Source organism: Nonomuraea muscovyensis (genome assembly GCF_014207745.1).
GTDB lineage: Bacteria > Actinomycetota > Actinomycetes > Streptosporangiales > Streptosporangiaceae > Nonomuraea > Nonomuraea muscovyensis.
The window spans coordinates 3,047,543-3,061,108 of sequence record NZ_JACHJB010000001.1; the positions used below are offsets into that span (position 1 = coordinate 3,047,543).

A 13,566-nucleotide genomic window follows, 5' to 3' on the forward strand; every position below is an offset into this window, starting at 1 on the left:
GTACCGGGGCGGACCCCGATCAGGTGCCGTCCTCGGGATCGCCCCGAGATCGTCCCCAGGGATCGCCCTGCCCTTCCCCCTGGATCGTCCTGCGCAGCCGTTACAGGCTTGATGGGCTGTCTACTGTGGGGACCGCGGGTGGAGAGCATGCGAGTGACAGAGGTTCGCTGGATCGGCGAGCCAGGAAATCAGCTGATGGTGGTGACCCGCCTGCTGGAGAGGCCCGAGGCTGTCCAGGCGCCGAACATGAGGGATTACGTCGCCGGTTGACTAATGAAACGGGCGGCGTAATCTCTGAGCTGTCGATCTATTCCCCCCAATCGGCTCCGGCCCGCACAGTGTGCGGCCGTTGCAGATATGGAGGCTCCATGGTTCGTCTCGGCATGCTCATCGACCTGACCACCTGTATTGGATGCCACGCCTGCTCGGTGGCTTGTAAGGCCGAATTCGAAGTCCCTCTGGGTTCATTCAGGGACACCGTGAAATATGTTGAGCAAGGCGCATACCCGCAGGTGACCCGTCATTTCATTCCGATTCTTTGTAACCACTGCGAAGACGCGCCATGCCTGAATGCGTGCCCGACCGGCGCGGTAGTACGCCTCGATGGCGGTGAGGTCACCATCGAGGAAGGCGACTGCAACCTCAACCGGGCGTGCATGGCCGCCTGCCCGTACGGGGCGATCTATGTGGACGTCGACAAGGGCGCCGCGCAGAAGTGCACCTTCTGCGATCACCGGACGGCCGAAGGGCGGCAGCCGGCGTGCGTCGACGCCTGTCCCACCCATTGCCGGATATTCGGTGACCTTGACGATCCGGTCAGCGAGATCGCCAAGAAGGCCGCCGCCACTTCCACCACGGTGTGGAAAGGGGAACAGGAGACCCGGCCTCGCGTTCTCTACGTCGACCCGAAGAACGCCCTGAACCTGATCGAGGATGCCGGGGTTCAAGCGGACCGGTCAGCCGATCTCTCCGGTGAGAGGGCATGACGGGCTCGGACCTGCCCTGGGGGCCGTTGCTGGCCGCCTATGTCGTGCTCGTCGGCTTGTCCAGTGGTCTGACTCTGGTGACCTGGTGGCTGAACCGCCCTGGTGGTTCGGCGGCGCCCTCCATCGACCGCTATGGGGCCTGGGGGGCGATGGCGGTCTTGGTCGTGATCAGTGTCGTCCTCGTCGTCGATCTGGGCCGCCCCGAGCGCTTCTATCTCGTGATCACCAGGTTCGAGAATCCCGCCTCCCCCATCGCGATGGGCGCCAAGCTCATCGCGGTGAAGATGTTCCTGCTCGCCGTGGTGATCTACGCGTTGGAACGCCGATCGCCGGCGCGGGCGAACCGGGTCAGCGTGGTGCTCGTCAGGACTGTCGTCCTGACGAGCTTCGCTCTGGCCGTGTACCCCGCTGCCCTGCTGGCTCGCTCCTGGGGTTCCCCGCTGGCGAACAGCAGCGGCTCCGCGCTGATCTTCGTCATCACCGCACTGCTCATGGGAGCGGCCGCGGTGCTGATCGCGTTGTCCGTGGTACGGGTTCGGTCCGAGGACCTCAACGGGTTCCTCCACAGGACCCGCGAGGCGCTTCTCGTCCTGCTCTGCGCATTCGGCATCTCCTTGGCGTTCGAGGTGCTCTCGCTGGCAGGACGGCCGTCCGATCGCCTCCTGCTGTCGCAACTGCTCACCGGAGGCTTCGCGGTCGTCTTCTGGGGAGTCGTGGTGACCGCGGGCATCGCCGTCCCCGCTGTGGGACTCCTCGTGTTCCCCGGCAAACGGGCGGCCTTGGTCGCGAGTGCCGTCGCCGTGCTCGCCGGAGCGGCGACAGCCCGCTACCTCCTCTTCGCGGTCGGCCACTGATGAGGGAGACAGTCCATGCCAGTCGAGCCGCACAGCCCGGCCAGTCCCAACTGGACGCTGACCCGGCGAGACCTCATGCGCATCGGTACTCTCGCGGGCGCCGCGGTCGCCGGCATGGGAACGATTGAGATCGTCTCTCGCACCACCACCGTGCCGTCCGCACCAGCCGGGACAACCGGTGTCGTGCATCGGGTTCCCTCGATGTGCCAGATGTGTACCACGGCCTGCGGCATCATCGCCCATGTGCGGAACGGCCGGCTTCTCACCATCGACGGCAATCCCGCCGACCCGAACAGCCAGGGCTCCGTATGCGCCAAGGGCGTGGCCGGGCCGTCCGTCCTGTACGATCCCAACCGCCTGCTCTACCCCCTCAAGCGCGCGGGCAGGCGCGGGGAAGGGCGCTGGCTGCGTATCTCCTGGGAAGAGGCGTACACCGAGATCGCGGACAGACTCCGCGCGATCAGGGAAAGCGGTCGCCCTGAGGAATTCGCCTTCCAGCAGGGGCGCAATCGCTCGACCGACATCGTCAGGCGCTTCCTCAACGCTTTCGGCACCCCGTCGGCGTTCAATCATCGTGCTCTGTGCTCGCTGAACCGTCGCGCCGCCATCCTCGCCACCATCGGCGACTCCGACTGGGATCTCGGAGACTTCGAGAACACCCGCTACGTGCTCAACTTCGGTTGCAACTGGGCCGAGGCCCACCAAGGACACATCCCCGTCGCGATCCGGATGATGCGTGCGCGTGAGCGCAACCATGCGAAGATCGTCACCTTCGACGCGCGGCTGTCCAACACGGCCGCCGTCTCGGACGAGTGGTTCTGCGTGAAGCCCGGCACCGACGGACTCATCGCCCTGGCCATGTCCAACGTCATCTGTTCGGAACGGTTGTGGAACAAGGCGTGGTTCGACACGTGGACGAACTACTCAGCCGATGAGTACGCCGCACACGTCCGGCCGTACACGCCGGAGATGGCCGAGGCGGAGAGCGGGGTGCCGGCGGAGGCCATACGGCGGGTGGCACGCGAGTTCGCCGCGGCCGCCCCTCGCTGCACCACGATCTGCAATCGGGGCTCGCACGCTCACCGGAACGGCTTCTACAACGACCGGGCCATCACCGTCCTCAATGCGCTGGTCGGGAACATGGGACACGTCGGGGGCTGGTGCTGGCATCCACTGAGCGCCTGGGACACGCAGGCGTTGCCGGAACCCGGGCCGATCCCGCCCAAGCCGACTGCCCGAAGCCTGATCGCCGAAGCCAAGGACTGGCCGTTGGCGAACGCCTGGGAGGGCAAGCAGATGCGGGTGGGCGAGATCGTCTATCGATGGATCAAGGAACGCCGCCAGCCGATCTCCGCGCTGATGACGTACAACTGCGACCAAGCGTGGGCGTGGCCCGAGGCCGGCCTGGTGCGGGAGGTGCTCAGCGACGAGGAGCTCGTGCCGTTCCACGTGTGCATCGACGTGATGGTCTCGGAGACGGGGAACCTCGCCGACATCGTGCTGCCCTGGACCACCTATCTCGAACGCTGGGACATCGACTCGCGGCCGCCGCAGGGACTCGTCGACTATGTCGGCCTGCGGCAGCCCGTGGTCGACCCGCTGGGCGAGTCGAAGGATCTGCGGGAGATCTTTCCTGAGCTCGCCCGCCGCATCGGCGGTGGCATGGAGCGCTACTTTCCCTGGCGCACGCAGGAGGAGTACTTCGAGGAGTACTTCCGTACGGTCCCCGGCGGGTTCGCCCGCATGCGGGCGAACGGAGTGTGGCAGGACCCGGCCAAGGCCCCCAACTACGTCCCGTACGAGCGGGTCCTCACCGCCGGTGAGCTCAAGGGCAGCCAGACCGATGAGAAGACCGGGATCATCTCCAAGGGCGGGGAGTCCGTCGGCGTCAGGATCGGGGGAGTGGCGCGCCGCGGCTTCTCGACGCCGTCCCGGAAGGTCGAGGTGCACAGCCGCTTCATCGTGGACAAGGGCGCCGAGGCCGACAGGACGATCTCCCCTCTCCCGATCTACGAGCCGATCCCGGGTCAGCGGGAACGGCTGGCGGAGGGCAAGTTGATCATGATCAGCTTCAAGTGGAACGTCCACAACGCGCATCGCACGTTGCAGTCCAAATGGCTTCAGGAGATCTCGCACACCAACCCCGCCTGGCTGAACAGCGCCACAGCCGCGCGGTTGGGAGTGGAGGAAGGGGACTGGATCGAGGTCACCGGCTACCGTCCGATGGACGAGCACGTGCCCGGCGGAGACGGCTCCCCGCTGGGCACGCTGCGGACGCGTGTCCACGTCACCGAAGGGGTGCACCCTTCGGTCATCGCGATCGCGCACAACGCCGGCCGTACGACCGGAGGGCCGGTCGCGTCCAACGGCCGGGATCGGACCTCGCTGCCCGGTCACCCGCCGAGCCGGGACAAGGACCGCGAACGAGTCTGGTGGGAAGGCAGCCTCAGCGTGGCGCAGAACGACATCATGCCGATCTATCCTGATCCGGTCTCGGGCCAGCAGGCCTACCACGACACGATCGTCAGCGTGCGCAAGGTCACGGGCACCGGATGAGCGACGTGCTGCTCCTCGCCTCCCGCCTGCTCAGCAGGGAGATCGACGGGCCGCTATACCGGGCGCTGCTCGCCGCGCCGGACGGGGGTCGCCTCCTCGACGCGCAGACGCGTGCGCTGGGGGAGCCGGAAGCCCTGCGATCCCTGTCGGTCGAGTTCTGCCGACTGTTCGTGGGCCCGCGTCCGGCGTGCCCGCCGTATGAATCCGTTCATCGGGGCGAGCCCGTCGTGGGGGGACGGGCCGAGCGCCGGCTGCAGGACTTCATGGAGAGACACCGGCTCGACGCTGTGATCCCTTCCGGATGTCCCGTGCTCGCCTACGACCATCTCGCCGTCAGTCTCGCTCTGCTGCACCATCTCCTGGGCGTCGCAGCCGATGGCGCTGCACGACAGCTGTTGCAGGACCATTTGCTGGCGTGGGCGCCTGCCTATTTCCGGGGCCTGAAGGCGGCGGCCGTGCTGCCGCCGTACACGCTGATCGCGGATCTCCTGGCGGAGTACCTGGCTTGAGCTGGGCATTCGGTGTGCGGGTGACCCACCGGTGATGGGCTGACAGTCGGCGACGCACGTCTCGCCCGGTGCGGCGTTCTGGGCAGGTGTCATGTCGCTCGTGGGGGAGGGGGGAGGCTGGAGCATGGCGCCTCCTTCGGCTAGGCTGGAAGTATTCAAGTAGCCTTAGAAGGTGAGGTTATAAGGTGACCGAAGAAACAACAAGTGCGGTCCCGTTCCTGCCACAACTCATCGGGCAGGCGTTCAACCTGATCCTCGACGAGCTCTACGAGCGGCTTGTCGAGACCGGACACGGGGATCTGCGGCCCACCCACTGCCTGAACGTGTTCCGGTTCATGGACTGCGACGGCACCCGCCCCACCACGCTGGCCCGCCGAGCCGGGATGACCCCTCAGGCGATGAGCGAACTCGTGGGCTACCTGGAACAGCGCGACTACGTCCGACGCGTCCCTGACCCGACCGACGGCCGGGGCCGTGTCGTCGTCTATGCCGACCGTGGGACCCGCGCCGCCGAGATCAGCGCCACCTACTTCGCCGACATGGAGGCCCGCTGGGATGCCATCGTCGGGCCCGACCGCCTCCAGGACGTCAAGTCCGCTCTCTCGCAGATCCTCAACGCCTCCCCCGCTCACAGCGCTCACGCACCGAGGGTCTCAGCACGGTGAACCGGTCATCCAGAGCTCTCGTCGGCTACTGGGACCGGCAGGCAGCCACCTACGACAGAAGATCGGCCGGGGTCGAACGCCGGTTCTTGGCGGACAGCCGCCGCTGGGTCTGCGGCCGGGCTCGCGGCGCCACTCTGGAGATCGCCATCGGCACCGGCGCCAACCTTCCGCACTACCCCGACGACGTCGACCTGACCGGCCTCGACTGGAGCCCCGCCATGGTCCACGCCGCACGCCGGCGGGCAGACCGGGTCCACCGGGCCGTCAGGCTCCACCAAGCCGACGCGACCGCGCTGCCCTTCCCCGCCGCGACGTTCGACACCGTCGTCAGCACCTTCGCCCTGTGCTGCATCCCCGACGAACGCGCCGCTCTCATCGAGGCGCTCCGCGTGCTGCGGCCCGGGGGGCGCCTGCTGCTGGCCGACCACGTCGCGGCGTCCTTCTGGCCACTGCGCGCACTCCAGCACGCCGTGAACCTGGTCAGCGTCCCCTTGCAGGGCGAGCATTACACCCGTCGCCCCATCGCCACCCTGCGCGGCCTGGGCGTCACCATCGAGGAGACCGAGCGCCTGACCATGGGCGCAATCGAACGCGTCGACGCGCGTAAGCAGTCGCCTGGTCAGTGAAGTCGTCCGGTCTGGTGCAGGTGATCGAAGATGATCTTGTCGACCGGGGATACGCGGTCGCGGTCGGCGTAGGTCAGCCAGGTGATTTCCTCGATCTCGCTGCTGGGTGTCGGTACTCCGTGATGGTCGGCGGTGTAGCAGGCCATCTGCACGGTGATGCCGTCGGCGTGGCCGTGCGCTTGGGCGTGGTAGGTGCCCACGTGGGTGGCGGTGGTGGGGATGATGGTGATGGAGAGTTCCTCGCCGATCTCGCGGATGAGGGTGTCGAGGTCGGTTTCGCCGGGTTCGCGTTTGCCGCCGGGGATGTACCAGACGGTCTTGCCTCGTGAACGGGTGCTGAGGATCCTGCCGTTGTCCAGGTGGATCCAGGCGATCTTGTCGATGGTGTTGTTCACCGTGCTCCTGTCCTCGGGGGTGGTCGTGATCTTCTCCAGCACGGTGGTGTAGAGGTGCCGTCTGTCCGGGCGTGCCTTGCCGGCGGCGTGCCTGAGGGCAGGGATCGTCGGCGCGCCGAGGAGCACGAGCCCGTCGGAGGTGGCCCTTCGGACGGCGGGGTCGGAGTGCGTGAGCAGGCCGACCAGTGCGGGGATGGCCGGCTTCCACGCAGCGTGGCACAAGGTCCTGACCGCCGAGCGCACGATGTCGGGTTGCCGGTCGTGCAGCAGGAGCGAGGTCTGTTCCAGGTAGTCGCCGTGGTTCATCACCTTGCGGGAGATCCGGTGGGCGTGCAGCCGGACTCTCGCCTCGGGATGGCTCAGCGACTCGGCGAGCAGTTCCTCGAGCTCGGGATCGCGATCCGCCGGCTGGTCCGCGTCGTGTCGGCGCGGGCGGGCAGGGGCGTCGTCGAAACGCTCGGCGAGCAGGGTCAGCGCGCGGCGGATCTGCTCGGGGCCGCCGGTACGGGCCAGGCGGAGCAGTTCGGCCCGGGGCGGCTGATGTTCCCGTGCGGCCGCCTGCGGGCCACGCGTTCGGCCGCGGAGTGCCGAGAGAGCGGCGGCGTCCTGCTGGGCCGCATGAGGAGGGCGTAGCGGCCCGTCCGCCAGCACGATTCTGTCGGCGAGGTCGGCTCGTCCTTCTTCGCCCAGCCGCCGGCGCGCCCGTGCCAACGCGGGGGTACGCAGCAGGGTAACCCCGGCGATGAGATCGATCAGGCCCCAGGCGCCGGCTTCGAGACGGCTGGACAGGGCCTCGGCCAGGACGTCGGGTGCCGCCTTGCGCAACGCCCGCTCGGCTGACGCGCGAAGGGAGGGGCCACCGTGTTCCCACCATGACAGCAACAGGGGGATGAGTCGTTCGATGTTCGGCGGGGCCAGATGGGCGGCGACGCGGGCGATCCGTTCGCAGGCCGCGTCGGCGCCGGAGTCATGCTCGCCGGCCTCGCGCATCTCGGTCTCACTCATGAGCGTCAGGGCATGCGCGAGGTCCGCGGTGACGGTGAGGTCGACCCGGCCGTTGAGGAACGCACGCAGCACCGTGAGCCGGAACCGGGGTTCGGGCCAGCTCAGCAGGGCGCGGGCCGCGGCCTCGCGTTGATCCTGTACGGGATCGTCCAGCATTTCCAGCAGGCATTCACACAGGACCGCCGAGCGGGGTTGGCCCCGATCAACCGGACCTGGTGCGCGGACTGTTGACACACGTCGGCGGGCGTCCTCCGCGACAGTCCACGACGGCGCGTCGATCGGCTGGAGTTCGATCATCCAGTCGAGAAGGATGTCGCGCACCTCCGGGCCGGCGGCGGGGAAGATCCCGATCAGCGCGTCGAGCTGTTCGCGCGAATCCAGTGGGCATCCGTCGCGACCAGCACGGGCACGGTCTCCGTGAGAGGCATCAGGTTCGCGGGAGTCGAGACCTTTCATGGGCCGGTCGGCGACGCGGAATCGCCGGAGGGCGTCGGGCGTGCGGGCGGCCGCGGCGAGAGCTTCCCTCCATCGGCCTGCGGCGGGGCGCTCGTGCGCCTCGGCACCGCCGCTCGATGCGGTGGCGGTGACCGGTCGCGTCAGCCCGAACGCCTCCCGTAGCACCTCCTCCTCAGCCAGCCACGGGTTCGCGCCCGCGCGGGCGACGGCCAGCGCCCGCCCGAGATCGGCGCGCGTCAACACCGCGCCGCAGCGACGCAGCAGCGTCAGCGGTGACCGGCTTCCCACGGCCTCCCACGACAGCGCGCGAATCCGCGCGGCGACGTCGAACGCGTCGGCGGGCGACAACCGCACGAGCGTGTCGTCAAGCAGTGCGCGGAGACGGTCGCGGTGAGCACCGCCGATGTCGGCCAGCCCGGCCACCAGCGTCCGCACCGATCGGACGAAGGTCTCCGTCTCGCCGGCCGTCCACGGCGGCGGGCAGAGCCGCAGCGTGAACCGCAGGACCCGACCGCGATCTTCCGGCCCGTCGGCGGCCAGTTCCAGCCAACGTGCCAGCATCGGCCGGAGCCGGCTCAGCCGTTCGACGGCCGGCTCGCCGAGGTCCCCCTCGTACCTCTCCACAAGGCGCCGTGCGGTCTCGACGTTCCAGCCGCGGCTCACCAGGGCGTCGAGCCCGGCGTCCGGCGGGGTGACCGGTGGTGTGGCTCGCGGCGTGATGCCGTGGGCCGCCATCCGGTCGGCCAGCTCCGCAGGCGTACCCGACCCAAGTGCGAGCCGGTCCGCGGCGACGAGCGAGAGCAACGTGGCCCCTGCCGGTGACCCCTGGTCGGCCAGAGCGCCCACGGCACGGGCGGACAGTGAGCCATCGAGTCCGCCCAGCAGCAGGACACGGGTACGGTCGTCGCCGGCGCGGTCGGCCGCGGCGACGACGGCGGCGGCGAAGGCGTCGCCGAGGATCGCCCGCAACGCCTCGACGAGCGTGGCACGCAGGCCCGGGTTGTCGTGCCGGCCGAGCCAGAACAGCAGCTTCGGCACGGCCGCCGGGGCTCCGGCGCGGATCAGCGCGGTCGCGGCGGTCTTCTTGACGTTCATGTTGGGATGGTCGAGACAGGCCGCGATCGCCGCTGCGGCCCAGCACGCGCGCGCGTGCCCGAGCGCGAGCAGCGCCTGCCGTACGGTCTGTACGTCGGGGGCGGTGGTGAGCGGGATCAGGCTTGCCGACAACGCCTGTGCGTCCTCGCCCTCGGCGTCGCGGGCGAGGAGCGCGATGACGTGCTTGCGGACGTGGCGGTCACGGTGGCGTAGCAGCGGATGTACTCGTGACCGGATTCCGCGGTGGGAGGTCCGCAGGAGCAGGCTGAGCAGGATCATCTGCTCGGCCGCCATGAGCGCGGGGCGGTCCAGGAGATCGAGCGCGATGCTCGCGACGAGCGCGTCGCCGGCCTCCCGGGCGTCGGCGGCGTCCAGAAGACAGCGCGGCCGGATCTTCCCCCTTTCGTGGAGTCGGCCGCCGAGGTCACCGATGGCCGCGACGACTTCCGGCGGCACCGCCGGTTCGCCGCTGCCGCCGTACGCGCCCGGCGCCCAGGAGGCCGCAAGGTCGGACACGATCCGCAGCAGCAGGTCGGCGATGGCAGGCACCACGCTGGAGCTGCCGTTGCGCGCCAGCGTGCACAGGGCGGCCACGGGCTTGTCCGGGTCCAGGCCCGCCCGGAGCAACGCCAGTTCTCGTTCGTCCGGGCCGCCGAGATCGGCGGCGATTCGGTGAGGCAGGTCCCGAGGGTCGAGCCGAACGAGGATCGACTGTCGCCGGTCAGGGTCCTCGGTGAGATGCCACAGCACCTCCAGGGCCCGGTGGCGAACCGGTCGCAGGTAGGACACCACAGTGCCGACAGTGTCTGCGCCGTGTCGTCCGTCCAGGCTCAGTCCGTCTCGCAGCGCCGTGACCGTCCGGGCTCCGCCCACGGCTTCAAGAGCCTCCAGTGCCGCCGTCGGCGACCGTGGTAGCGCGGCGAGGACGGCCTCCTCGGCGGCCGTGTGGCGCAGCGCGCGGATCGCGCGCAAGAACGGTGGCGGATCCGGTGCGGTGCGCAGCAGATCAGTGACCTTCTCACCCACCGGCAGGTCGCCGGTGCCCTGAGCGGCCAAGGCGACCAGGAGTTCCAGCCTCCGTGGCCAGTGCGGATCGTCCACGGCAGCCGTCGTCAGCTCCTGGAGCGTCTCGCGCCGGCACGTGAACAAGATGGTGGCGACCTCGTGCGCAGGGACCGAGTGGTCGGCGATGGCCAGATTCACGATCGCCGGTGCGTCGTCGCCTGCCGGGAAGTGCCCACGCCGGTGCAGGCCGCGCAGGCACCGGACGGCCGGCCCGGCGAGCAGGAGCGGGTCGGTGCCGGCCAGGCTCACGAGGTCGCGGATGTCGTCGCGGCCGGCAAGCTCCCCGAGCAGCTCCAGCGCGCGCCGTCGGAGCGCTGGGGGCCGATTTCGGTCGGTGGCCACGTCGCTGAGCAGGTTCTGATGCCCGTGGTGGGCTGCGGCTTCGATCGCCGCGTCGGCCACCGCGGAGACGGTGGAGCCGGGCCCGGTCTCGAGGAACCGGTACAGGTGCTCCGGGGGCAGGGGGTCCACCGCGGCCCAGGGCTCCGACAGCTCACGCAGCGCTGCCGCGGCGAGGCCGGCCGTGGCGGCGTCCATGACGGGTTCCGCGGCGACCGATCCGGTGAGCCCCACCACGAGCGTCCGGGCTCGTGCCGGCGCCAGCAGGCCGGCGTGCACGGCCTCGCGAGTGACCCGCAGGGCCTCCGCCCGCAACACCGGATCGAGCCGGTCCGACAACTCCCGGGCAAGACTCTCCGGCTCGTCCACGTCAGCCGCACCGACCCCACGGACGGCCTGGTAGAGCAGCTCGTCCACGGGCTCGTCCCGCAGGGCCTCAGGCCGGTCAGCGATCTCGGCGCTCAGCCAGGCGATCTGGACCCGGGCCGGCAGATCCGCCCCGCGCCACTCCGGCCAGGGCCGGGGCCGGACGTAGGCTCGCAGCCGAAAGTGAAGGCGCGCCAAGGCCAGCGCCGCCTCCGGCGGACCAGCCGGCGAGCCCGGCAACGACGCCGCGAATCCGGCCAGCTCGGAACGATCTTCCTCTCGTCTCGCGTCAAGGCGTTCGGCCAGGCATACGAGGCCCAGTCCCCGCAGTCGTGGATCCTCATGCCTGACAAGAAGCCGCAGGATGGCCGGCGGGCACCCCAACGGATCAAGACTGGCTGACAGCCGCTCCGCATCAGCGCGGCGGATGGCGGTGAGGACCGCATCGTCGCCCGACGTCACGCGCAATCAACTCCATCCAGCCATCAAACAGCGCCAAGCGTAGCGAAACGGCCTCCATGCGGCCCGCCCGCTGTGCGCTCGCCGGCCTGGTCATACGTGGGTGGACAGTTCCAGGCCTACGGTGATGGCCTCGAAGGCGCGTTCGAGGAGGCTGCCGCCGCCGACGTGGACCTGTCGGCCACCCTGGCAGGCGGGGGAGCAGGTGCCGGTCGAGCGTACTTTCCTCCTGCGGTTCTGCCCTGCCAGTTGACGGTCGCCTCACTGGTGAAGCGAATCATCAGAAGGGTCGCGTCAGCCGGCCAGGCGGCAGTGACAGCACCCCTTCAGGCCGCGGGGATCGCTTCGATGGTCTGCATGTGCTTCTCGCCCCATTCGCCCAGGGGCATGAGGGCTTGGTTGAGTGACTGCCCGAAATCGGTCAGGGAGTACTCCACCTTCGGCGGAACCTGCTGGTACACCTCGCGGTGTACCAGGCCGCAGTGCTCCATCTCGCGGAGCTGGATGATCAGCGATTTCTCGCTGATGCCCGGTACGGCCCTGCGTAGCTCTCCGAAGCGCCGGGGGCCGTCGTGCAGCCCCCACAAGATCAGCGCCTTCCACTTGCCGCCCACCACGTCCACGGCGGCGTCCAGCCCGCACGAGTAGCTGCGCTTCTTCATCCTGGGCCCTTCCATACTGAAGAAAAGGTATGTACCTGAACAAATAGTAGGTACTTGTCGGAAGTGCTGCAAGGAAAGCAGGATCGGTGATGCGCAGGAGGGGCCCATCCCGCGGCATCACTCATCACTTCACCAGCACGGAGACCACGTTGAACTACGGGCGCATCACCGCCAACGGCATCGACTTCTCCTACGCCGAGGAGGGGAACGGGCCACTGGCCCTGCTGCTGCACGGCTTCCCCGAGTCCGGAGACGTCACCTACCGCCACCTCATCCCGGCCCTCGCGGCAGCGGGCTACCGGGCCGTCGCCCCCAACATGCGAGCCTTCGCCCCCACCGCGCTTCCGGCGGACGGCAGCATGCTGCTCAGCGACCTCGTCGACGATGTCAACGCTCTGCACCAGGAGTTGGGCGGCGGCGACGACGCGATCCTGGTGGGGCACGACTGGGGCGGGGGCATGGCCTGGTCCGCTGCCGCCACGACCCCGGAGCGGTGGTCGCGGCTCGTGGTCAGCGACGTCCCGCCCCTGCCGTTCTTCGCCGCCTACGCCAACACCTTCGAGGGCATCGAGAACCTCAACCATTTCTGGTTCATCCAGATGGACATGGCCACCGAGGTTCTGGCCGCCGACGACATGGCCTGGTTGCGGCAGGGCCTGCAGGACAAGTGGACCGCCCCTGACTTCGACGCCAGCGAGGAGATCGACGGGATGCGCAAGGCCCTGGGCGAACCCGCCCGGCTCCGGGCGGCCTTGGACCTCTACCGGACCAACTTCGGGCCCAAGCAGATGGGCACGCCGGAATGGGCCGCCGAGCACGGCCGCCTGTGGGGGAGCCTGCCGAGCCAGCCGACCCTGTACCTGCACGGCACCGAGGACAAGAGCGTCGTGATGGACCAGCAGACCCTGGACGCCATCGGCGCCGCACTCGCCGAAAGCAACGCAGGCTCTGAGGCCGCCTTCGTCGAAGGGGCCGGGCACATCGTCCCGGCCGAAAAGCCGGACCGTTACAACGAACTCGTGCTCGAGTTCCTTCGCAAGAAGATCTGAACGGTCAGATGACGGTTCCCGCGCGCCTCCACGGTGGCATCGCCGCGGAGGCGCGCTTGGCGCCGCAGGCGCTTGCAGACGATCACCATCATCGGTGCGGGACCTACCAGCTCTGCCAGGCGGTGCGCTCCCGGCCGACTCCTGGTCCGTAATCGTCACCTCGGTCCAGGGATCACGCGAGCCGCGATGAGTTCTGCGGCGTCCGAAGGTCGTACCGTTGAACCCGTTACCGAGGGTCGGCGAGGACGTCTTTGCCCTCGTGCAGGTAGCGGTAGCTGGTGGCCTGCGAGATGCCGGCGTCGCGGGCCAGACAGCGGACGCAGCCGTGCTCCCGGACGGGAGAGGAACTCGACGATGTGGCGCGGGACATCGAGCGTGGCGGCACAGGTCACCAACGTGAAGCCTCTGGTTCAGTGGCCACGATCTTGTGGTGAGACCTTTCCTACCAGGGGCTTCACGCCTGTTTTCGGCCTCCGGTG

The 13,566-nt window shown here is 69.1% G+C and carries 10 protein-coding genes; 7 read left to right on the forward strand and 3 right to left on the reverse strand.

The genetic code is table 11. The features are described from left to right. Nucleotides 1-368: 368 nt before the first annotated feature. The 6 genes from FHU36_RS14500 to FHU36_RS14525 all read left to right on the forward strand — a co-directional run bounded on the left by FHU36_RS14500 (nt 369) and on the right by FHU36_RS14525 (nt 6,196). Entirely contained in the window at nt 369-986 is a 618-nt protein-coding gene (locus FHU36_RS14500; protein WP_185084198.1) for a 4Fe-4S dicluster domain-containing protein, read from the forward strand. Further along, the gene (gene nrfD, locus FHU36_RS14505) at nt 983-1,840 is read left to right on the forward strand and encodes an NrfD/PsrC family molybdoenzyme membrane anchor subunit (protein WP_185084199.1); all 858 of its coding nucleotides are present in this window, start codon (nt 983-985) and stop codon (nt 1,838-1,840) included. The genes FHU36_RS14500 and nrfD overlap by 4 nt, the downstream gene beginning before the upstream one ends. Before the next feature lie 114 nt (nt 1,841-1,954). Next, nucleotides 1,955-4,396: a molybdopterin-containing oxidoreductase family protein gene (locus FHU36_RS14510; RefSeq protein WP_376774145.1), complete on the forward strand. Its 2,442-nt coding sequence runs from the start codon at nt 1,955-1,957 to the stop codon at nt 4,394-4,396. Further along, nucleotides 4,393-4,905, forward strand: a complete 513-nt coding sequence (locus tag FHU36_RS14515; protein ID WP_185084201.1) for a TorD/DmsD family molecular chaperone — start codon at nt 4,393-4,395, stop codon at nt 4,903-4,905. Before FHU36_RS14510 ends, FHU36_RS14515 begins: the two co-directional genes overlap by 4 nt. A gap of 185 nt (nt 4,906-5,090) precedes the next feature. Then, on the forward strand, nt 5,091-5,570 hold the full coding sequence (locus tag FHU36_RS44385; RefSeq protein WP_185084202.1) for a MarR family winged helix-turn-helix transcriptional regulator: 480 nt from the start codon (nt 5,091-5,093) through the stop codon (nt 5,568-5,570). Next, a complete protein-coding gene (locus tag FHU36_RS14525; protein ID WP_185084203.1) occupies nt 5,567-6,196 on the forward strand; it encodes a class I SAM-dependent methyltransferase in 630 nt (209 codons plus the stop codon). Before FHU36_RS44385 ends, FHU36_RS14525 begins: the two co-directional genes overlap by 4 nt. Here FHU36_RS14525 and FHU36_RS43495 read toward each other — a convergent pair. Both FHU36_RS43495 and FHU36_RS14535 read right to left on the reverse strand, forming a co-directional pair. Then, nucleotides 6,190-11,115 (reverse strand): HEAT repeat domain-containing protein, encoded by a 4,926-nt coding sequence (locus FHU36_RS43495; RefSeq protein ID WP_221495883.1) that lies wholly within the window; start codon nt 11,113-11,115, stop codon nt 6,190-6,192. The genes FHU36_RS14525 and FHU36_RS43495 overlap by 7 nt on opposite strands. 587 nt (nt 11,116-11,702) lie before the next feature. Further along, nucleotides 11,703-12,038 carry a winged helix-turn-helix transcriptional regulator gene (locus tag FHU36_RS14535; protein WP_185084204.1) on the reverse strand — a complete coding sequence of 112 codons (336 nt, stop codon included), beginning with the start codon at nt 12,036-12,038 and terminating at the stop codon, nt 11,703-11,705. Between the two features lie 149 nt (nt 12,039-12,187). On the opposite strand from FHU36_RS14535, the gene FHU36_RS14540 reads away from it, so the two are divergent. Further along, nucleotides 12,188-13,087: an alpha/beta fold hydrolase gene (locus FHU36_RS14540; protein WP_221495885.1), complete on the forward strand. Its 900-nt coding sequence runs from the start codon at nt 12,188-12,190 to the stop codon at nt 13,085-13,087. Between the two features lie 226 nt (nt 13,088-13,313). Here the strand turns inward: FHU36_RS14540 and FHU36_RS14545 are convergent, their stop codons facing one another. Then, a complete protein-coding gene (locus FHU36_RS14545) occupies nt 13,314-13,457 on the reverse strand; it encodes a hypothetical protein (RefSeq protein WP_185084870.1) in 144 nt (47 codons plus the stop codon). Nucleotides 13,458-13,566: the final 109 nt, after the last annotated feature.